At 55.1% G+C, this 20,228-nt stretch carries 18 protein-coding genes and 1 tRNA gene; all 19 read left to right on the forward strand.

All coding sequences use genetic code 11. The features are described from left to right. Positions 1-1,137, forward strand: a 1,137-nt coding sequence (tuf, locus tag AB5Y85_RS20570) for an elongation factor Tu (protein ID WP_368167430.1), incomplete at its 5' end; no start/stop codon positions are given. A gap of 53 nt (positions 1,138-1,190) precedes the next feature. Further along, a tRNA-Trp gene (locus AB5Y85_RS20575) sits at positions 1,191-1,267 on the forward strand. A gap of 60 nt (positions 1,268-1,327) precedes the next feature. Next, entirely contained in the window at positions 1,328-1,699 is a 372-nt protein-coding gene (gene secE, locus AB5Y85_RS20580) for a preprotein translocase subunit SecE (protein ID WP_005306322.1), read from the forward strand. A 9-nt stretch (positions 1,700-1,708) separates the two neighbouring features. Continuing rightward, positions 1,709-2,260 (forward strand): transcription termination/antitermination protein NusG, encoded by a 552-nt coding sequence (gene nusG / locus AB5Y85_RS20585; protein WP_005306318.1) that lies wholly within the window; start codon positions 1,709-1,711, stop codon positions 2,258-2,260. A 134-nt stretch (positions 2,261-2,394) separates the two neighbouring features. Continuing rightward, positions 2,395-2,823, forward strand: a complete 429-nt coding sequence (gene rplK / locus AB5Y85_RS20590; RefSeq protein WP_005339887.1) for a 50S ribosomal protein L11 — start codon at positions 2,395-2,397, stop codon at positions 2,821-2,823. 4 nt (positions 2,824-2,827) lie between these two features. Next, on the forward strand, positions 2,828-3,529 hold the full coding sequence (gene rplA / locus AB5Y85_RS20595; RefSeq protein ID WP_005339888.1) for a 50S ribosomal protein L1: 702 nt from the start codon (positions 2,828-2,830) through the stop codon (positions 3,527-3,529). A 256-nt stretch (positions 3,530-3,785) separates the two neighbouring features. Further along, positions 3,786-4,286: a 50S ribosomal protein L10 gene (gene rplJ / locus AB5Y85_RS20600; RefSeq protein WP_005339895.1), complete on the forward strand. Its 501-nt coding sequence runs from the start codon at positions 3,786-3,788 to the stop codon at positions 4,284-4,286. Positions 4,287-4,337: 51 nt separating this feature from the next. Further along, positions 4,338-4,703 (forward strand): 50S ribosomal protein L7/L12, encoded by a 366-nt coding sequence (gene rplL / locus AB5Y85_RS20605; protein WP_005306304.1) that lies wholly within the window; start codon positions 4,338-4,340, stop codon positions 4,701-4,703. A 224-nt stretch (positions 4,704-4,927) separates the two neighbouring features. After that, positions 4,928-8,956 carry a DNA-directed RNA polymerase subunit beta gene (rpoB, locus tag AB5Y85_RS20610; RefSeq protein WP_005339897.1) on the forward strand — a complete coding sequence of 1,343 codons (4,029 nt, stop codon included), beginning with the start codon at positions 4,928-4,930 and terminating at the stop codon, positions 8,954-8,956. Between the two features lie 91 nt (positions 8,957-9,047). After that, positions 9,048-13,352, forward strand: a complete 4,305-nt coding sequence (gene rpoC / locus AB5Y85_RS20615; protein WP_005339899.1) for a DNA-directed RNA polymerase subunit beta' — start codon at positions 9,048-9,050, stop codon at positions 13,350-13,352. Between the two features lie 194 nt (positions 13,353-13,546). Continuing rightward, positions 13,547-14,263: a transcriptional regulator gene (locus AB5Y85_RS20620; protein WP_257686801.1), complete on the forward strand. Its 717-nt coding sequence runs from the start codon at positions 13,547-13,549 to the stop codon at positions 14,261-14,263. A gap of 24 nt (positions 14,264-14,287) precedes the next feature. After that, positions 14,288-14,668, forward strand: a complete 381-nt coding sequence (locus AB5Y85_RS20625; protein WP_005339904.1) for a RidA family protein — start codon at positions 14,288-14,290, stop codon at positions 14,666-14,668. An 84-nt stretch (positions 14,669-14,752) separates the two neighbouring features. Further along, a complete protein-coding gene (gene tusD, locus AB5Y85_RS20630; protein ID WP_257686800.1) occupies positions 14,753-15,145 on the forward strand; it encodes a sulfurtransferase complex subunit TusD in 393 nt (130 codons plus the stop codon). Between the two features lie 8 nt (positions 15,146-15,153). After that, positions 15,154-15,513 (forward strand): sulfurtransferase complex subunit TusC, encoded by a 360-nt coding sequence (gene tusC / locus AB5Y85_RS20635; protein WP_005341830.1) that lies wholly within the window; start codon positions 15,154-15,156, stop codon positions 15,511-15,513. Between the two features lie 7 nt (positions 15,514-15,520). Continuing rightward, entirely contained in the window at positions 15,521-15,799 is a 279-nt protein-coding gene (gene tusB, locus AB5Y85_RS20640; RefSeq protein ID WP_257686799.1) for a sulfurtransferase complex subunit TusB, read from the forward strand. Positions 15,800-15,981: 182 nt separating this feature from the next. Further along, complete coding sequence (rpsL, locus tag AB5Y85_RS20645; protein WP_005306278.1) at positions 15,982-16,356, forward strand: 30S ribosomal protein S12; 375 nt, start codon at positions 15,982-15,984, stop codon at positions 16,354-16,356. A 93-nt stretch (positions 16,357-16,449) separates the two neighbouring features. Continuing rightward, positions 16,450-16,920: a 30S ribosomal protein S7 gene (gene rpsG, locus AB5Y85_RS20650; RefSeq protein ID WP_005339911.1), complete on the forward strand. Its 471-nt coding sequence runs from the start codon at positions 16,450-16,452 to the stop codon at positions 16,918-16,920. Between the two features lie 75 nt (positions 16,921-16,995). Further along, entirely contained in the window at positions 16,996-19,101 is a 2,106-nt protein-coding gene (gene fusA, locus AB5Y85_RS20655) for an elongation factor G (RefSeq protein ID WP_021229318.1), read from the forward strand. Between the two features lie 54 nt (positions 19,102-19,155). After that, positions 19,156-20,228 (forward strand): elongation factor Tu (gene tuf / locus AB5Y85_RS20660; protein ID WP_021229319.1); only part of this gene is annotated, 1,073 nt, incomplete at its 3' end.

The raw sequence follows: 20,228 nt of genomic DNA on the forward strand, positions 1-20,228 counted from the left end.
ACCATCGGCCACGTTGACCACGGTAAAACCACCCTGACTGCAGCTATCACCAACGTGCTGGCCAAGCACTTCGGTGGTAAAGCTTTCGCCTTCGACCAGATCGACAAGGCACCGGAAGAGCGTGAGCGTGGTATCACCATCAACACCTCCCACGTAGAATACGACACCGCTACCCGTCACTACGCCCACGTAGATTGCCCGGGTCACGCCGACTACGTTAAAAACATGATCACCGGTGCTGCCCAGATGGACGGCGCGATCCTGGTAGTAGCAGCGACTGACGGCCCGATGCCGCAGACTCGTGAGCACATCCTGCTGGGTCGTCAGGTTGGTATCCCGTACATGATCGTGTTCATGAACAAGTGTGACATGGTTGATGACGAAGAGCTGCTCGAACTGGTTGAGATGGAAGTTCGTGAACTGCTGACCGAGTACGACTTCCCGGGTGATGACCTGCCGGTAGTTCGTGGTTCCGCGCTGAAAGCGCTGGAAGGCGACGCTCAGTGGGAAGAGAAGATCATCGAGCTGGCTGGCCACCTGGATACCTACATCCCGGAGCCGGAGCGCGCGATTGACCAACCGTTCCTGATGCCTATCGAAGACGTATTCTCTATCGCTGGCCGTGGTACCGTAGTTACCGGTCGTGTAGAGCGCGGTATCGTTAAAGTAGGTGAGACTGTAGAAATCGTTGGTATCAAAGATACCGTTTCTACCACCTGTACCGGTGTTGAAATGTTCCGTAAGCTGCTGGACGAAGGTCGTGCAGGCGAGAACATCGGCGCGCTGCTGCGTGGTGTTAAGCGTGAAGACGTAGAGCGTGGTCAGGTACTGGCCAAGCCGGGTTCTATCAAGCCGCACACCAAGTTCGAATCTGAAGTGTACGTACTGTCCAAAGAAGAAGGTGGCCGTCATACCCCGTTCTTCAAAGGCTACCGTCCGCAGTTCTACTTCCGTACTACCGACGTGACCGGTACCATCGAACTGCCGGAAGGCGTAGAGATGGTAATGCCGGGCGACAACATCAAGATGGTTGTTACCCTGATTGCGCCGATCGCGATGGACGACGGCCTGCGTTTCGCTATCCGTGAAGGTGGCCGTACCGTAGGTGCTGGTGTTGTAGCTAAAGTTATCGCTTAATCTTTGGCTTACATAAATAAAGCAAAGCCCCTATAATAGGGGCTTTCTTGTGTAGGGGCGTAGTTCGAATTGGTAGAACAGCGGTCTCCAAAACCGATGGTTGCGGGTTCGAGTCCTGCCGCCCCTGCCATATACCTCGTCTCGTACGGGGCTTTTGTGTCTTTGGTTACGTCAGATACAGGTGGGTTGTATGAGTGTTAGTTCTGAGAGCCAGGGCGGAAGCAAGGATACCCTGCTTTGGGGCCTGGTTTTCATTATCCTGGCGGCCGCTGTAGTGGGTAATTACCTGCTCAACGATGTTGTCGCTGCCGTCCGCGCCTTGGGTGTGGTCGTTGTCATTGCTGCTGCTGGTGCAGTAGCCCTGCAAACCACCAAGGGAAAGGCAACACTGGCATTCGCCCGTGAGTCTCGCCTGGAAGTCCGCAAGGTCGTATGGCCGACCCGTCAGGAAGCCATTCAGACAACCCTGATTGTGCTGGCGGTGACCGCCGTGATGGGGCTGCTGCTGTTCGTTCTGGACGGTGCCTTGGTCTGGTTGGTCAACCTGATTACCGGTGTGTAAGGATAAGCCATGACTGAACAACGTGAACAACGTATGAGATGGTATGTCGTGCAGGCTTTTTCCGGCTATGAAGGCCGTGTAGCCAAGTCCCTGCGTGAACATATCAAGATGCATGGCATGGAAGACATGTTCGGTGAAGTACTGGTCCCGACCGAAGAAGTGGTCGAGATGCGTGCTGGCCAGAAGCGCAAGAGTGAGCGCAAGTTTTTCCCGGGTTATGTCCTGGTCCAGATGATCATGGATGAAACCACATGGCACCTGGTGCGTAACGTACCGCGTGTCATGGGCTTCATCGGCGGTACTTCCGACCGTCCGGCACCGATCTCCGACAAAGAGGCCGATGCCATCCTGAACCGTCTGCAGGATGCCCACGACAAGCCGCGTCCGAAAACCCTGTTTGAACCGGGTGAAATGGTGCGGGTTGCTGATGGTCCGTTTGCCGACTTCAACGGTACCGTTGAAGAGGTCGATTATGAGAAGAGCCGCGTGAAGGTCTCTGTACTGATCTTCGGTCGTTCTACTCCTGTTGAACTGGATTTTGGTCAGGTCGAAAAGGGCTGATTGAATTCTGTACGTTTAACGGTTGTCAGGGGCAGCGAATATCTCTATAATTCGCTGCCCCTTTATTAGTTGGGGAGCCGTTTGCAGGAGCAAGTCTCCGAGGCGCTAGAACCCATTTTTGAGGTATTTTCCTAATGGCTAAGAAAGTCACAGCTTATATCAAGCTGCAGGTTGCTGCTGGTGCAGCCAACCCGTCTCCTCCCGTTGGTCCTGCACTGGGTCAACACGGTGTTAACATCATGGAATTCTGTAAGGCGTTCAACGCTCGTACAGAGAAGCTGGAAAAAGGTTCACCGACTCCGGTCGTGATCACCGTTTACAGCGACCGTTCCTTCACCTTCGAAACCAAGACTCCGCCTGCTTCCTTCCTGCTGAAGAAAGCTGCAGGCATCAAGTCTGGTTCTTCCAAGCCGAACAAAGACAAGGTTGGTAAGGTGACCGTTGCCCAGCTGCAAGAAATCGCCAAGACCAAAGAGCCGGATATGACTGGTGCCGATCTGGATGCAAAAGTACGTTGCATCGCAGGCTCCGCTCGTTCCATGGGTCTGGTAGTGGAGGATTAAGACAATGGCTAAACTTTCCAAGCGTATGCGCGTTATTCGCGAAAAAGTTGACGGTACCAAAGAGTACTCCATCAACGAAGCCATTGCCCTGCTGAAAGAACTGGCTACCGCCAAGTTCGTTGAAAGCGTTGACGTTGCTGTCAACCTGGGTATCGACGCTCGTAAATCTGACCAGAACGTACGTGGTGCTACTGTACTGCCGCACGGTACCGGTCGTGATGTACGCGTTGCCGTATTTACCCAAGGTGCCAACGCCGAAGCAGCTAAAGCTGCCGGTGCTGACCTGGTAGGTATGGATGACTTGGCCGATCTGGTTAAGAAAGGCGAGATGAACTTCGACGTAGTTATCGCATCCCCGGATGCAATGCGCGTTGTTGGTCAACTGGGTCAAATCCTGGGCCCGCGCGGCCTGATGCCGAACCCGAAAGTTGGTACTGTAACTCCTAACGTTGCCGAAGCTGTCAAGAATGCCAAGGCTGGTCAGGTTCGTTACCGTAACGACAAGAATGGTATCATCCATACCACTCTGGGTAAGGTTTCTTTCAACGAAGTTCAGCTGAAAGAAAACTTGGAAGCTCTGCTGGTTGCCCTGAAAAAAGGCAAGCCCTCTTCCGCCAAAGGTCAATTCATCAAGAAAGTCAGCATCTCCACCACCATGGGTGCCGGTGTTGCTGTAGACCAAGCTTCTCTGGAAGCTCAGGCCTAATTGATGGGTTTTACAAGGCGCAAAATTTAATCTATAATTTTGCGCCTTGATTGGTTGGGGGTTTCGACCTCCGTCCAAGACCGCAGGAGGCTGCAAAGCCTTAATGTTTCCTGCGTAGACGGTGCCGGAAACCCAGCGAGAAAGATTCTTTCTCTTCTGGAATCCTGCTACCGCATCGTTCCCCTCTGTTGTAAAGGTAGGGGGGATGTGTCAGTACTGGGTCAATAGACCCGGATTCAATCCAGGAGTTAAGCCAATGGCATTGGGACTCGAAGACAAAAAGGCAATTGTTGCTGAAGTCAACGAAGCTGCCAAAGGCGCTCTTTCTGCAGTTGTTGCCGATTCTCGCGGTGTAACTGTAGACAAGATGACCGTCCTGCGTAAAACCGCTCGTGAAGCCGGTGTGTACATGCGCGTTGTGCGTAACACCCTGCTGCGTCGCGCGGTAGAAGGTACCGAATACGAGTGCCTGAACGACGCATTTACCGGTCCTACCTTGATTGCTTTCTCTAACGAACACCCGGGCGCTGCTGCTCGTCTGTTCAAAGAGTTTGCCAAAGCGAACCAAAAGTTCGAAATCAAGGCTGGCGCTTTTAACGGTGAGTTTATCGCCGCAGCACAAATTGATCGTCTGGCCACGCTGCCGACTTACGAAGAAGCAATTGCGAAGTTGATGGCGACTATGAAAGAAGCCTCTGCTGGCAAGCTGGTTCGTACTATCGCTGCTGTTCGCGACCAGAAACAAGCTGCTGCTTGATTCTCGCCTATTTAGGCTGTTTGAGTTTATTCAACATCAGGAATTTTTGTCATGTCTATCACTAAAGACCAAATCATCGAAGCCGTTGCTTCCATGTCCGTAATGGAAGTTGTTGAGCTGATCGAAGCTATGGAAGAGAAGTTCGGTGTTTCTGCCGCTGCTGCCGTAATGGCTGGCCCGGCTGCTGCTGAAGCAGTAGAAGAGAAGACCGAGTTCGACGTAGTTCTGACTGCTGCTGGCGCCAACAAAGTTGCCGTTATCAAAGCCGTTCGTGGCGCTACCGGTCTGGGCCTGAAAGAAGCCAAAGATCTGGTAGAAGCTGCTCCGGCTAACCTGAAGGAAGGCGTGTCCAAGGACGAAGCTGAAGCTCTGAAGAAAGAGCTGGAAGCTGCCGGTGCTTCTGTTGAGATCAAATAATCTGCATTTATGTAGATTAGCCTGATAAAACAGGCTAGGGCTGGTGAATTTTTGTTCACCAGCCTTTTTGCGCTGTAGACTGAGAGCATTTCACACCGTTTACGACTCTCGGTGCACCAGCAATCCGGACTGTCTTCTTTCGTCCGGGCCAACACAAAACGGTGTTGAGACAGAGCTGTCCCGCGGGACAGAGTGGGTCACTTATCAGCGAGCTGAGGAACCCTATGGTTTACTCTTATACCGAAAAAAAACGCATTCGTAAGGACTTCGGTAAGCGAGACCAGGTACTGGACACGCCTTATCTGTTGTCCATTCAGCTGGACTCCTTCAAGCAGTTCATCGAGGCTGACCCGGAAGGTGAATATGGCCTAGAGGCCGCTTTCCGTAGCGTTTTCCCGATCACCAGTTACTCCGGTAGTGCTGAGCTTCAGTATGTCAGCTATCGCCTGGGTGAGCCGGTATTTGACGTAAAAGAATGCCAGATCCGTGGAGTGACCTACTCCGCGCCGCTGCGTGTCAAGCTTCGTATGGTTCTGTACGACCGTGAAGCAGCTGCCGGCACCGTCAAAGACATCAAGGAACAAGAAGTATACATGGGCGAAATTCCGCTCATGACCGAGAACGGCACCTTTGTTATCAATGGTACCGAGCGGGTTATCGTCTCCCAGCTGCACCGCAGCCCGGGCGTCTTCTTCGACCACGATAAAGGCAAAACTCATTCATCCGGTAAGGTACTGTATAACGCTCGCGTTATCCCCTACCGTGGCTCCTGGCTGGACTTCGAGTTCGATGCGAAAGACAACCTGTTTGTCCGTATCGACCGTCGTCGCAAACTGCCAGCATCCATTATTCTGCGCGCCCTGGACTTCACTTCCGAACAAATCCTGGCCACCTTCTTCGAGACCATCGGTTTTGAAGTAAAAGATGGCAAGTTGATGATGGATCTGGTGCCGGAGCGTCTGCGTGGTGAAACTGCGACCTTTGACATCGTGGCCAATGGCGCCGTGGTGGTTGAGACCGGTCGTCGTGTGACTGCGCGTCACATCCGTCAGTTGGAAAAAGACGCCGTTACCCAGATTGAGGTACCGGTTGAGTATGTTGTTGGCAAGGTTGCTGCCAAGGACTACGCACATCCGCAAACTGGCGAGATGGTCGTGACCGCCAACCAGGCGCTGAGCCTGGAAGCGATCGCCAACCTGTCCCAAGCCGGCTTCAAGCATTTCGAGGTTCTGTTCACCAACGAACTGGATCACGGTGCCTACATGTCCGAGACCCTGCGTGTCGACTCCAGCTCCAACCGTTTGGAAGCGCTGGTCGAGATCTATCGCATGATGCGTCCGGGCGAGCCGCCTACTCGCGAAGCTGCAGAACAGCTGTTCGAAAACCTGTTCTTCTCCGCCGAGCGTTACGACCTGTCTACCGTAGGTCGGATGAAGTTCAACCGCCGTCTGGGTCGTGAAGACGAGACTGGCGCAGGTGTACTGACCAAAGACGACATCGTCGATGTGATGAAGCGCCTGATCGACATCCGTAACGGTAACGACGAAGTGGACGATATCGACCACTTGGGTAACCGTCGTATCCGTTCTGTCGGTGAAATGGCTGAAAACCAGTTCCGCGTAGGTCTGGTGCGTGTCGAGCGTGCGGTCAAGGAGCGTCTCTCCCTGGGCGACCTGGACACCCTGATGCCGCAGGATCTGATCAACGCCAAACCGATCTCCGCCGCAGTCAAAGAGTTCTTTGGTTCCAGCCAGCTGTCCCAGTTTATGGACCAGAACAACCCGCTCTCCGAAGTGACCCACAAGCGTCGTATCTCCGCGCTGGGCCCGGGCGGTTTGACTCGTGAGCGTGCCGGCTTTGAAGTCCGAGACGTACACCCGACTCACTACGGTCGTCTGTGCCCTATCGAGACTCCTGAAGGTCCGAACATCGGTCTGATCAACTCTCTGTCCGTGTACTCTCGTACCAACGAGTACGGTTTCCTCGAGACCCCGTACCGCAAGGTCATTGACGGTGTGATCACCGACGAAGTGGACTACCTGTCTGCTATTGAAGAAGGCAAGTACGTGATCGCACAGGCTAACGCCGCGACCACCGAAGATGGCCGTCTGAAAGATGAATTGATCCCGTGCCGTCACAAAGGTGAATCCACCTTTATGAACGCCGACCAGATCCAGTATATGGACGTGAGCCCGCAGCAGATCGTATCTGTGGCAGCGGCTCTGATCCCGTTCCTGGAACACGATGACGCGAACCGCGCATTGATGGGTTCAAACATGCAACGTCAGGCTGTACCGACTCTGCGTGCTGACAAGCCGCTGGTAGGTACCGGTATGGAACGCGCTGTGGCCGTTGACTCCGGTGTAACCGTAGTGGCCAAGCGTGGCGGCGTAATCGACTATGTCGATGCCTCCCGTATCGTCCTGAAGGTCAATGAAGATGAGCTGATGCCAGGCGAAGCCGGTATCGACATCTACAACCTGACCAAATACACCCGTTCCAACCAGAACACCTGTATCAACCAGCGTCCTTGCGTGATGTTGGGTGAGCCGGTCATGGCTGGCGACGTACTGGCTGATGGCCCGTCCACCGACCTGGGTGAACTGGCGCTGGGTCAGAACATGCGCGTCGCGTTCATGCCGTGGAACGGTTACAACTTCGAAGACTCGATCCTGGTGAACGAGCGTGTTGTTCAGGAAGATCGCCTGACCACCATCCATATCCAGGAACTGGCCTGTATCTCCCGTGACACCAAACTGGGTCCGGAAGAGATCACTGCTGACATCCCGAACGTGGGTGAAGCCGCTCTGTCCAAGCTGGACGAGTCCGGTATCGTCTACGTGGGTGCCGAAGTGAAGGGCGGCGACATTCTGGTCGGTAAGGTAACGCCGAAAGGTGAAACCCAGCTGACGCCGGAAGAGAAGCTGCTGCGCGCCATCTTCGGTGAAAAGGCGTCCGATGTGAAGGACTCCTCCCTGCGTGTACCGAACGGTGTGTACGGTACCGTGGTTGACGTGCAAGTCTTTACCCGCGATGGCGTGGAAAAAGACAAGCGCGCCAAAGAAATCGAAGAGATGCAGCTGAAGGAAGCGAAGAAGGACTTGACCGAAGAGTTCAAGATCCTGGAAGACGGCATTTTCGGCCGCTCCCGCAACCTGCTGCTGGCCGCCGGTTACAGCGAAGATCGTCTGAACAAGCTCGATCGCTCCAAGTGGTTTGAACTGGCCATCGAAGACGAAGGCAAGCAGACCGAACTGGAACAGATCGCTGAACAGCACGTTGAGCTGAAAGCCGAGTTCGACAAGAAATTCGAGAACAAGCGTCGCAAGATTATCCAGGGTGATGATCTGGCGCCGGGCGTACTGAAAATCGTCAAGGTTTATCTGGCAGTCAAGCGTCGCATCCAGCCGGGTGACAAGATGGCGGGCCGTCACGGTAACAAGGGTGTTATCTCCAAGATCTGTCCGGTCGAGGATATGCCTCATGACGAGTTCGGCCGTCCGGTCGACATCGTACTGAACCCGTTGGGCGTACCATCCCGTATGAACATCGGTCAGATCCTCGAAGTGCACCTGGGCCTTGCGGCCAAGGGTATCGGCGAGAAGATCGATCGCATGGTCAAAGAGCAGCGCGAGCTGCACGAGATGCGCAACTTCCTGCAACAGGTCTACGACCTGGGCGAGAAGGACACCCAGCAAGTGAACATCGCCGAACTGTCTGATGACGACGTACGTACCCTGGTGGGTAACCTGCGTAAGGGTCTGCCGGTTGCTACTCCAGTGTTTGATGGTGCCAAAGAGCGCGAAATCAAAGCCCTGCTGAAGCTGGCCGATCTGCCGGAGTCCGGTCAGATTGATCTGTTCGATGGCCGTACCGGTAACCGCTTCGAGCGTAAAGTAACCGTTGGTTACATGTACATGCTCAAGCTGAACCACTTGGTCGACGACAAGATGCACGCGCGTTCTACCGGTTCTTACAGCCTGGTTACTCAGCAGCCGCTGGGTGGTAAGGCTCAGTTCGGTGGTCAGCGTTTCGGTGAGATGGAAGTGTGGGCCCTGGAGGCTTACGGTGCGGCATATACCCTGCAGGAAATGCTGACCGTCAAGTCTGACGATGTGAATGGCCGTACCAAGATGTATAAGAACATCGTGGATGGCGACCACCGTATGGAGCCGGGCATGCCCGAATCCTTCAACGTATTGCTGAAGGAAATCCGCTCTCTGGGTATCAACATCGAGCTGGACGAAGAGTAAGAGCTCGCTCTTATTGTTCGAGAATTGACGTGGGCGCCCCGCTGTTTTGGCAGCCGGGGCGCCGAGGTTAGACTCCTGACAGGGGAAACACGTGAAAGACTTACTCAAGTTTTTGAAGGCTCAGACCAAGACCGAAGAGTTTGACAGTATCAAGATCGGTCTGGCCTCTCCTGACATGATCCGCTCCTGGTCATTCGGTGAGGTCAAAAAGCCTGAGACCATCAACTACCGGACTTTCAAGCCGGAGCGTGATGGTCTGTTCTGCGCCCGTATCTTCGGACCGGTGAAGGACTACGAGTGTCTGTGCGGCAAGTACAAGCGCCTGAAACACCGTGGTGTGATCTGTGAGAAGTGCGGCGTTGAAGTGACCCAGACCAAGGTCCGTCGTGAGCGTATGGGCCACATCGAGCTGGCCAGCCCGACTGCCCACATCTGGTTCCTGAAGTCCCTGCCGTCCCGTATCGGTCTGCTGCTGGACATGACCCTGCGCGACATCGAGCGTGTGCTCTACTTCGAATCTTTCGTCGTAATCGAGCCGGGCATGACCAACCTCGAACGCAGCCAGATGCTCTCTGAAGAGCAGTACCTGGATGCGCTGGAAGAGTGGGGCGACGAATTTGACGCCAAGATGGGTGCCGAAGCAATCCTGGCATTGCTGCGCGCTATCGATCTGGAAGGTGAAGTCAAAACCATGCGTGAGGAGCTGGATCAAACCAACTCCGAGACCAAGCGCAAGAAGACCACCAAGCGTCTGAAGCTGATGGAAGCTTTCCTGCAGTCCGGCAACAAGCCGGAGTGGATGATCATGACAGTGCTGCCTGTGCTGCCGCCGGACCTGCGTCCGCTGGTACCGCTGGACGGCGGCCGTTTTGCGACTTCCGATCTGAACGATTTGTACCGTCGCGTGATCAACCGTAACAACCGCTTGAAGCGTCTGCTGGATCTGGCTGCTCCGGACATCATCGTGCGCAACGAAAAGCGTATGCTGCAAGAGTCCGTCGATGCACTGCTGGATAACGGCCGTCGCGGTCGTGCCATCACCGGTTCCAACAAGCGCCCGCTGAAATCCCTGGCCGACATGATCAAGGGTAAGCAGGGTCGTTTCCGTCAGAACCTGCTCGGTAAGCGTGTCGACTACTCCGGTCGTTCCGTTATCACCGTAGGCCCGACTCTGCGTCTGCATCAGTGCGGTCTGCCGAAGAAGATGGCGCTGGAACTGTTCAAGCCGTTCATCTATGGCAAGCTGGAAACCCGCGGTCTGGCGACCACTATCAAGGCCGCCAAGAAGATGGTGGAGCGCGAGGAAGCTGTCGTTTGGGATATCCTGGACGAAGTGATCCGCGAACACCCGGTTCTGCTGAACCGTGCACCGACTCTGCACCGCCTGGGTATCCAGGCATTCGAACCGACTCTGGTCGAAGGCAAGGCAATCCAGCTGCACCCGCTGGTTTGTGCTGCGTATAACGCGGACTTCGATGGTGACCAGATGGCGGTCCACGTACCGCTGACCCTGGAAGCCCAGCTGGAAGCGCGTGCGCTGATGATGTCTACCAACAACATCCTGTCGCCTGCCTCTGGTGAGCCGATCATCGTTCCTTCTCAGGACGTGGTCTTGGGTCTGTACTACATGACCCGTGCCCGTATCAACGCCAAAGGCGAAGGTATGGTGCTGGCCGGCCCGAAAGAAGCCGAGAAAGTATATCGCGCCGGTCTGGCCGATCTGCATGCTCGTGTGAAAGTACGCATTACCGAATACCTGCGTCAGGAAGACGGTTCTCTGCGTGAACACACCGAGATGAAGAACACCACCGTTGGTCGTGCGATCCTGAGCCTGATCCTGCCGAAAGGCATGGAATACGCCCTGATCGACGAGCCGAAGGTGCTGACTGCTGCAGAACAGGCTGATCTGGATGCCAATCCGCAGAACTGGATCAAGTGCGTATCCAACAAGGCGCTGGGCAAAAAGCTCATCTCCCGTCTGCTGAACACCTGCTATCGCAAGCAGGGCCTGAAGGACACCGTTATCTTCGCTGACCAGCTGATGTATACCGGTTTCCACTACGCGGCCCTGTCCGGTGCTTCCGTTGGTATCGATGACATGGTCATCCCGGATGCCAAGAAAGACATCATCGCGGCAGCCGAAGCCGAAGTTGCCGAGATTCAGGACCAGTTCCTGTCAGGTCTGGTAACTGCGGGCGAGCGTTACAACAAGGTTATCGATATCTGGGCCAGCGCCAACGAGCGCGTCTCCAAGGCCATGATGGAGAACTTGTCCAAAGAGCGTAACGTCAACTCGCTGGGTGAAGAAGAAGAGCAGGCCTCGTTCAACAGCATCTTTATGATGGCCGACTCTGGTGCGCGTGGTTCCGCCGCCCAGATCCGTCAGCTGGCCGGTATGCGTGGCCTGATGGCCAAGCCGGATGGCTCCATCATCGAGACCCCGATCATCGCGAACTTCCGCGAAGGTCTGAACGTACTGCAGTACTTTATCTCTACCCACGGTGCTCGTAAGGGTCTGGCGGATACTGCACTGAAGACTGCGAACTCCGGTTACCTGACTCGTCGTCTGGTAGACGTGGCGCAAGACATGGTGATCACCGAGGACGATTGCGGCACTACCGACGGTCTGTGGATGACTCCGCTGATCGAGGGTGGCGACGTGGTCGAGCCGCTGCGTGAGCGCGTGCTGGGTCGTGTGGTGGCAGAAGATGTCATCAAGCCGGGTACCGAGGACGAGATCCTGGTTGCTCGCAACACCCTGCTCGACGAGCAGCTGTGTGACCTGCTGGAGCGTAACTCCGTTGACCGTGTGAAGGTACGTTCTGCCATCACCTGTGAAACCGACTTCGGTAACTGTGCTCACTGCTACGGCCGTGATCTGGCCCGTGGTCACCTGGTTAACAAGGGTGAGGCTGTCGGTGTTATCGCCGCCCAGTCCATCGGTGAACCGGGTACCCAGCTGACGATGCGTACGTTCCACATCGGTGGTGCTGCATCTCGTGCCGCTGCTGAAAGCAGCATCCAGGTCAAGAACACAGGTACCATCAAGCTGCAGAACGCCAAGTTCGTTCACAACAGCGATGACAAACTGGTTATCACCTCACGTTCTACCGAACTGACCATCATGGACGACATGGGCCGTACCAAGGAAAGCCACAAGCTGCCTTACGGTTCCGTGCTGGAAGTGAAGGACGGCCAGGCCGTGAGCGCTGGCGAGACCGTTGCCAACTGGGATCCGCACACCCACCCGATCATCACCGAAGTGGCAGGTCGCCTGCAGTTCGAACACATGATCGATGGTGTGACCATCACTCGTCAGACCGACGAGCTGACCGGTCTCTCTTCTATCGTTGTTCTGGATGTCAACGAGCGTCCGAGCGCCGGTAAAGAGATGCGTCCGACCGTTAAACTGGTCGACCTGAACGGCAAAGACGTGATGATCCCGGGTACCGATGTAGCCGCCCAGTACTTCCTGCCGGGCAAGGCGATCGTGAACCTGGAAGATGGTGCCAACGTGGGCGTGGGTGACGCGGTAGCGCGTATCCCGCAAGAGTCCGGCGGTACCAAGGACATCACCGGTGGTCTGCCGCGCGTTGCGGATCTGTTCGAAGCACGTCAACCGAAGGAACCGGCAATTCTGGCCGAGATCTCCGGTACCATCTCCTTCGGGAAAGAGACCAAGGGCAAACGCCGTCTGGTCATCACCCCGACCGATGGTGGCAACGTCTACGAAGAGATGATTCCGAAGTGGCGTAACCTGAACGTGTTCGAAGGTGAAAAAGTTGAGAAGGGTGAAGTGCTGGCGGACGGTCCCGAGTCTGCTCACGACATCCTGCGTCTGCGCGGTATCAGCCCGGTCGCCAACTACATCGCCAACGAAGTGCAGGACGTTTACCGTCTGCAAGGCGTTAAGATCAACGACAAGCACATCGAAGTCATCGTTCGTCAGATGCTGCGCAAGTGCGAGATCCTGAGCGCTGGCGATACCGATCTGATCGAAGGCGAACAGGTCGAAGTGGCTCGTGTGAAGATTGCCAACCGTAAGCTGGTTGCCGAGGGCAAGACCCCTGCGACCTACCGTCATGTACTGATGGGTATTACCAAGGCATCTCTGAGCACCGAGTCCTTCATCTCCGCGGCTTCCTTCCAGGAAACCACTCGCGTTCTGACCGAAGCCGCCGTAGGTGGCAAGCGTGATGAACTGCGTGGTCTGAAAGAGAACGTCATCGTGGGTCGTCTGATCCCGGCTGGTACCGGCTTTGCCTACCACCATAGCCGGATCAACCAGCGTGCTGCCGCAGCTCGTGCTGTTGGTACCCCGCAGGTGACCGCTGATGAAGCGGAGCAGAACCTGGCGGATCTGCTGAACGCAGCCGGTAGCTTCGACGAAGAGTAACTCGTCATCCGTGATTGAAAAGGGCTCCTTCAAGGAGCCCTTTTTGTTGGCCAATTCCTCGGCAAAGGTAGACGCAGCGCGGGTTTCAGGATGATCCAGAGCAAAGTTGTAGAGTAAAAAATCAAAAAAAGTTGACTTTACTCCCCTGCAATTTAAAACTCGGGAAAGTTGAATGGTTATTACAGGGGTAGAACATGACTGTCGGTATCGAGGAAGCCATGCTTCCCGAAGAACAGCTGATCAGCCGCACTTTTACAGATGAAGACAGGGAATTGTTGCGCTCATACGATGGGCTCATCGATGGCTTGGCCGAGCTGTTCGGCAAGCATTGTGAAGTGGTACTCCACTCCCTGGAAAATCTGCACGAGTCGGTGATCAAGATCGCCAACGGCTTCAATACCGGACGCACCCTCGGGGCGCCCATCACCGATCTCGCCCTGCGCATGCTCAAGGACATCGAGAGCACCGGCCAGGATTACACCCAGAGCTATTTCGCTCGCAGCCGTACCGGCGCGCTGATGAAGTCGAGCACCATCGCCATTCGCAACGGCGAGCGCCAAGTGGTGGGGCTTATCTGCATCAATCTGCACATCAATGCGCCTTTCCACGAGTTCGTGGCCGAATTTTTCCCGACGCCCCAGCAGGCGGCACGCCAGTCACCAGAGACTTTTGCCAACAGCGTGGAAGAACTGGTTGCCCAGACGGTGGATAACACCATCGACGAGATCAATCGCGATCCCACCGTGGCCAACAATGCCAAGAACCGCTTCATCGTGACCCAGCTGTTCGAGAAGGGCATTTTCGACATCAAGGATTCGATCAATCTGGTGGCGGACAAACTCAATATTTCAAAACATACCGTTTATCTTTACATCCGACAGCGCAAGCAGGGTGAAGACGAGAACGAGTAACTCATTCCAGAAGGGGATAGATGAATGGCTAAAGAAGTGATTGCAACCGACAAGGCGCCTGCCGCGATTGGTCCGTATGTTCAGGCTACCAAGGTTGGCGAGATGATCTTCACCTCCGGGCAGATCCCGCTCGATCCTGCCACCATGGAAATCGTGGCTGGCGGCATTGAAGAGCAGGCCGAGCGGGTGATGAAGAATCTGGTTGCCGTGTTGCACGCTGCGGGTGCCGATGCCAGCAAAGTGGTCAAAACCACCTGCTTCCTGAGCGACATGAACAACTTCGTTGCCTTCAATCAGGTCTATGCCCGCTACTTTGGCGATGCGGCGCCAGCTCGCTCCTGCGTAGAGGTGGCCCGTCTGCCGAAAGATGTGCTGGTCGAAGTTGAGGCGATTGCCCATCTCTGATCAACAGATCGAATCAAGCCCCTCCTGGCAGGGGCTTTTTTGTTTTTGGCGTAAAATGGACCGGGTCAGCACAGGAGCCCTGCTATGAGTCTGAGTTTTGCCATCCTGGTCACGGGGCCTGCCTATGGCTCCCAATCGGCCAGCACCGCCTATCGTTTTGCCCGCACCCTGTTGGCACAGGGGCATACCTTGTCCCACCTGTTTTTCTATCAGGATGGGGTCTGCAACGGCAACGGTCTGCATCTGCCTGCATCCGATGAGACTGACCTGGTGCGTCTGTGGCGAGAGCTGGCAGAAGAGCAGGGGATCCGTATCGACGTCTGTGTCGCCGCCGCCATGCGGCGCGGTGTGCTCGATGAACAGGAGGCCAAGGGGGCGGGGCTGGTGCACTTCAATCTGCAAGCGCCATTTTGTCTGAGCGGTCTGGGCCAGTTGGCCGAGGCGGCGCTCACCGCCGATCGGCTGGTTCAGTTCTAGGGGGAGTCATGAGCAAGAAAATCGCCTTTATCTGCAGTCGTGGCCCCCATGGCCATGCCGCCGGTCGGGAAGGACTGGATGCCCTGCTGGCCACCTCGGCCATGACCGATGAGCTGGCCCTCTTCCTGATTGGGGACGGCGTGCTGCAACTGCTCAAGGAGCAGCAACCTGCCGCCATTTTGCAGCGCCACTACGCGCCCACCTTCAAAATGCTGGAACTCTACGATATCGAAGAGGTCTATGTTTGTGCTGACTCGCTGGCAGAGCGTGGCGTGACAGTGGATGATCTGCTGATCCCCGTCGAGAGTCTGCCGCGCCAGGAACTGGCTCGGCGCTGGGCACAATGTTCGACTCACATCAGCTTTTGAGGTCTCCATGTTGCATCTGATATTGAACTCCCCCTTTCAGAGTCAGGCTCTGGCAGAGGTGCTCTCATACCTTCAGTCCGAGGATGAGCTGGTACTGATGCAGGATGCCGTGATTGCGGCATCGGCTCCCCAGTGGAGCGAGCGGCTGGCGGGTATCCCGCTGTATGTGATGCAGGAAGATCTGCAAGCCCGCGGTTTGCAGCATCGGGTGGGCAATGTGCTCGATATGGCGGGTCTGGTGGCACTGATTGCGCAAAAAGGTTCCCCGCGCACCTGGGGTGGCTGAGAAGCATATTTTCAAGAAAATTCAAGGTGATGTCGTGAAATCAAACGGATCCGAATTGCCCTTTTGTGACGCAAATTGTATAAATCTTGACTCCCCAGACAACAGGGCATAAAATTTCGCGTCCCCGTATCTGCGGGGAGGATTTTCCACACGTTTATGAAGTCATTATCAGGAGCCTTTTGATGGCAACTATTAACCAGTTGGTTCGCAAGCCACGCATCAAGCTCGTTGTGAAAAGCAACGTGCCGGCGCTGGAAGCGTGCCCTCAGAAGCGTGGCGTATGCACTCGTGTATATACCACCACCCCGAAGAAGCCTAACTCTGCACTGCGTAAAGTGTGCCGTGTACGTCTGACCAACGGCTTCGAAGTCACCTCCTACATCGGCGGTGAAGGTCACAACCTGCAAGAGCACTCTGTTGTTCTGATCCGTGGCGGTCGTGTAAAAGACTTGCCAGGTGTTCGTTATCACACCGTTCGTGGTGCGTTGGACTGTGCCGGTGTTAAAGACCGTAAGCAGGCTCGCTCCAAGTATGGCGTGAAGCGTCCTAAAGCTTAATGGTTCTCCGTTAAGTAAGGCCAAACGTTAATTCGTTTCTAGTTAGATAGCTTTCTAGTTTTGGGTAATCCCTGAAGTTACGGAGAATTTGAAATGCCAAGACGTCGTGTTGTTGGTCAGCGTAAAATCCTGCCAGATCCCAAGTTCGGATCAGAGCTGCTGGCTAAATTTGTCAACGTAGTAATGGTTGACGGTAAGAAATCTGTTGCAGAAGCCATTGTTTATGGCGCCCTGGACATCATTGCCACCAAATCTGGCAAAGAGCACCTGGCCGTATTCGAAGAAGCTCTGGATAACATTCGTCCGGCGGTCGAGGTTAAATCTCGTCGCGTCGGTGGTGCAACCTATCAGGTGCCGGTAGAAGTTCGTCCGGTACGTCGCAATGCCCTGGCAATGCGCTGGTTGGTTGATGCCGCTCGTAAACGTGGTGAAAAATCAATGGCTCAGCGTCTGGCTGGCGAGCTGCTGGATGCCGCTGACAATAAGGGTTCGTCTGTCAAGAAACGTGAAGACGTTCACCGTATGGCTGAAGCGAACAAAGCCTTCGCTCACTTCCGCTGGTAATCCGCTTGCGCAGGGTCTTTTGACTCTGCGCACCTTTAATTATCTAGGGACAAGCGCCTTAGTAAGAGGATGACAATGGCTCGTACAACCCCCATTGAGCGTTATCGTAACATCGGTATCTCCGCTCACATTGACGCCGGTAAGACTACTACTACCGAGCGCGTACTGTTTTACACCGGTGTAAGTCACAAGATCGGTGAAGTTCACGATGGCGCTGCCACCATGGACTGGATGGAACAGGAACAAGAGCGTGGTATCACCATCACCTCCGCCGCGACCACCGCTTTCTGGTCCGGTATGGGTAAACAGTTCCAACCGCACCGTATCAACATCATCGATACCCCGGGCCACGTTGACTTTACTATCGAAGTAGAGCGTTCAATGCGTGTTCTGGACGGTGCCGTGATGGTGTACTGTGCCGTAGGTGGCGTACAGCCACAGTCTGAAACCGTATGGCGTCAGGCTAACAAGTACAAGGTTCCCCGTATCGCGTTCGTCAACAAGATGGACCGTACCGGCGCCAACTTCCTGCGCTGCGTTGAGCACATCAAGACCCGTCTGAAAGGTACTCCGGTTCCCCTTCAGCTGAACATCGGCTCTGAAGAGAACTTCAAGGGCGTTGTTGACCTGGTCAAGATGAAAGCCATCAACTGGAATGAAGCTGATCAGGGCGTATCCTTCGATTACGAAGACGTCCCGGCCGAGTTGCTGGAACAGGCGCAAGAAATGCGCATGAATCTGGTTGAAGCCGCCGCTGAAGCGTCTGAAGACCTGATGGAAAAATACCTGGGCGGCGAAGAGCTGACCGAGGAAGAGATCAAAGGTGCTCTGCGTCAGCGCGTGCTGAACAACGAAATCATCCTGGTAACCTGTGGCTCCGCGTTCAAGAACAAGGGCGTACAGGCAATGCTGGATGCCGTGATCGAGTACCTGCCGGCTCCGACCGACGTTGCTGCTATCGACGGCCTGAAAATGGACGGCGAGACCAAAGACGAGCGTCACGCTTCTGATGACGAGCCGTTCTCTGCTCTGGCGTTCAAGATCGCTACCGACCCGTTCGTTGGTAACCTGACCTTCTTCCGTGTCTACTCTGGCGTGATCAACTCCGGTGACACCGTGCTGAACTCCGTCAAGGACAAGCGCGAGCGTTTTGGCCGTATCGTTCAGATGCATGCCAACAAGCGTGAAGAGATCAAAGAAGTTCGCGCTGGTGACATCGCTGCTGCTATCGGTCTGAAAGACGTGACCACTGGTGACACCCTGTGTGACCCGAACGCACCGATCATCCTCGAGCGTATGGAATTCCCGGAGCCGGTAATTTCTATCGCGGTTGAGCCGAAAACCAAGGCTGACCAGGAGAAGATGGGTCTGGCTCTGGGCCGTCTGGCTCAGGAAGATCCGTCCTTCCGCGTATGGACTGACGAAGAGTCAGGTCAAACCATCATCGCTGGTATGGGTGAGCTGCACCTGGACATCATCGTTGACCGTATGCGTCGCGAGTTCAAGGTTGAAGCCAACGTAGGTAAGCCGCAGGTTGCCTACCGTGAAACCATCCGTACCACCGTTAAAGACATCGAAGGCAAGCATGCCAAGCAGTCTGGTGGTCGTGGTCAGTACGGTCATGTTGTTATCGACATGTATCCGCTGGAAGAAGGCAAAGCCTACGAATTCGTCAACGACATCAAAGGTGGTGTCATTCCTGGTGAATTCATCCCGGGTGTTGATAAAGGTATCCGTGAGCAGCTCAAATCTGGTCCGCTGGCTGGTTACCCGGTTATGGATCTGGGTGTGCGTCTGCACTTCGGTTCTTACCACGATGTCGACTCTTCCGAACTGGCGTTCAAAATCGCTGCTTCCATGGCCTTTAAGGCTGGCTTCATGAAAGCCAACCCGGTTCTGCTCGAACCGATCATGAAAGTAGAAGTTGAAACTCCGGAAGATTACATGGGCGACGTTATCGGTGACCTGAACCGTCGTCGTGGCCTGATCGAAGGTATGGAAGATGGCCCGTCCGGCAAGATCGTACGTGCTCTGGTGCCGCTGGCCGAAATGTTCGGTTATGCAACTGCACTGCGTTCCGCTACCCAGGGTCGTGCTTCCTACGCCATGGAATTCGCCAAGTATCACGATGCACCGACCAACGTTGCACAAGCCGTGATCGAAGAGCGCAAATCCAAGTAATTTAAGATTCCCCGCCTACGACGGTAGGCGGGTTTAACCTAGAAGGACTACGTCGTGTCTAAAGAAAAATTTGAGCGTAATAAACCGCACGTAAACGTCGGCACCATCGGCCACGTTGACCACGGTAAAACCACCCTGACTGCAGCTATCACCAACGTGCTGGCCAAGCACTTCGGTGGTAAAGCTTTCGCCTTCGACCAGATCGACAAGGCACCGGAAGAGCGTGAGCGTGGTATCACCATCAACACCTCCCACGTAGAATACGACACCGCTACCCGTCACTACGCCCACGTAGATTGCCCGGGTCACGCCGACTACGTTAAAAACATGATCACCGGTGCTGCCCAGATGGACGGCGCGATCCTGGTAGTAGCAGCGACTGACGGCCCGATGCCGCAGACTCGTGAGCACATCCTGCTGGGTCGTCAGGTTGGTATCCCGTACATGATCGTGTTCATGAACAAGTGTGACATGGTTGATGACGAAGAGCTGCTCGAACTGGTTGAGATGGAAGTTCGTGAACTGCTGACCGAGTACGACTTCCCGGGTGATGACCTGCCGGTAGTTCGTGGTTCCGCGCTGAAAGCGCTGGAAGGCGACGCTCAGTGGGAAGAGAAGATCATCGAGCTGGCTGGCCACCTGGATACCTACATCCCGGAGCCGGAGCGCGCGATTGACCAACCGTTCCTGATGCCTATCGAAGACGTATTCTCTATCGCTGGCCGTGGTACCGTAGTTACCGGTCGTGTAGAGCGCGGTATCGTTAAAGTAGGTGAGACTGTAGAAATCGTTGGTATCAAAGATACCGTTTCTACCACCTGTACCGGTGTTGAAATGTTCCGTAAGCTGCTGGACGAAGGTCGTGCAGGCGAGAACATCGGCGCGCTGCTGCGTGGTGTTAAGCGTGAAGACGTAGAGCGTGGTCAGGTACTGGCCAAGCCGGGTTCTATCAAGCCGCACACCAAGTTCGAATCTGAAGTGTACGTACTGTCCAAAGAAGAAGGTGGCCGTCATACCCCGTTCTTCAAAGGCTACCGTCCGCAGTTCTACTTCCGTACTACCGACGTGACCGGTACCATCGAACTGCCGGAAGGCGTAGAGATGGTAATGCCGGGCGACAACATCAA

Source organism: Aeromonas sp. R3-1 (genome assembly GCF_040908345.1).
In the GTDB taxonomy this organism is placed as follows: domain Bacteria; phylum Pseudomonadota; class Gammaproteobacteria; order Enterobacterales; family Aeromonadaceae; genus Aeromonas; species Aeromonas veronii.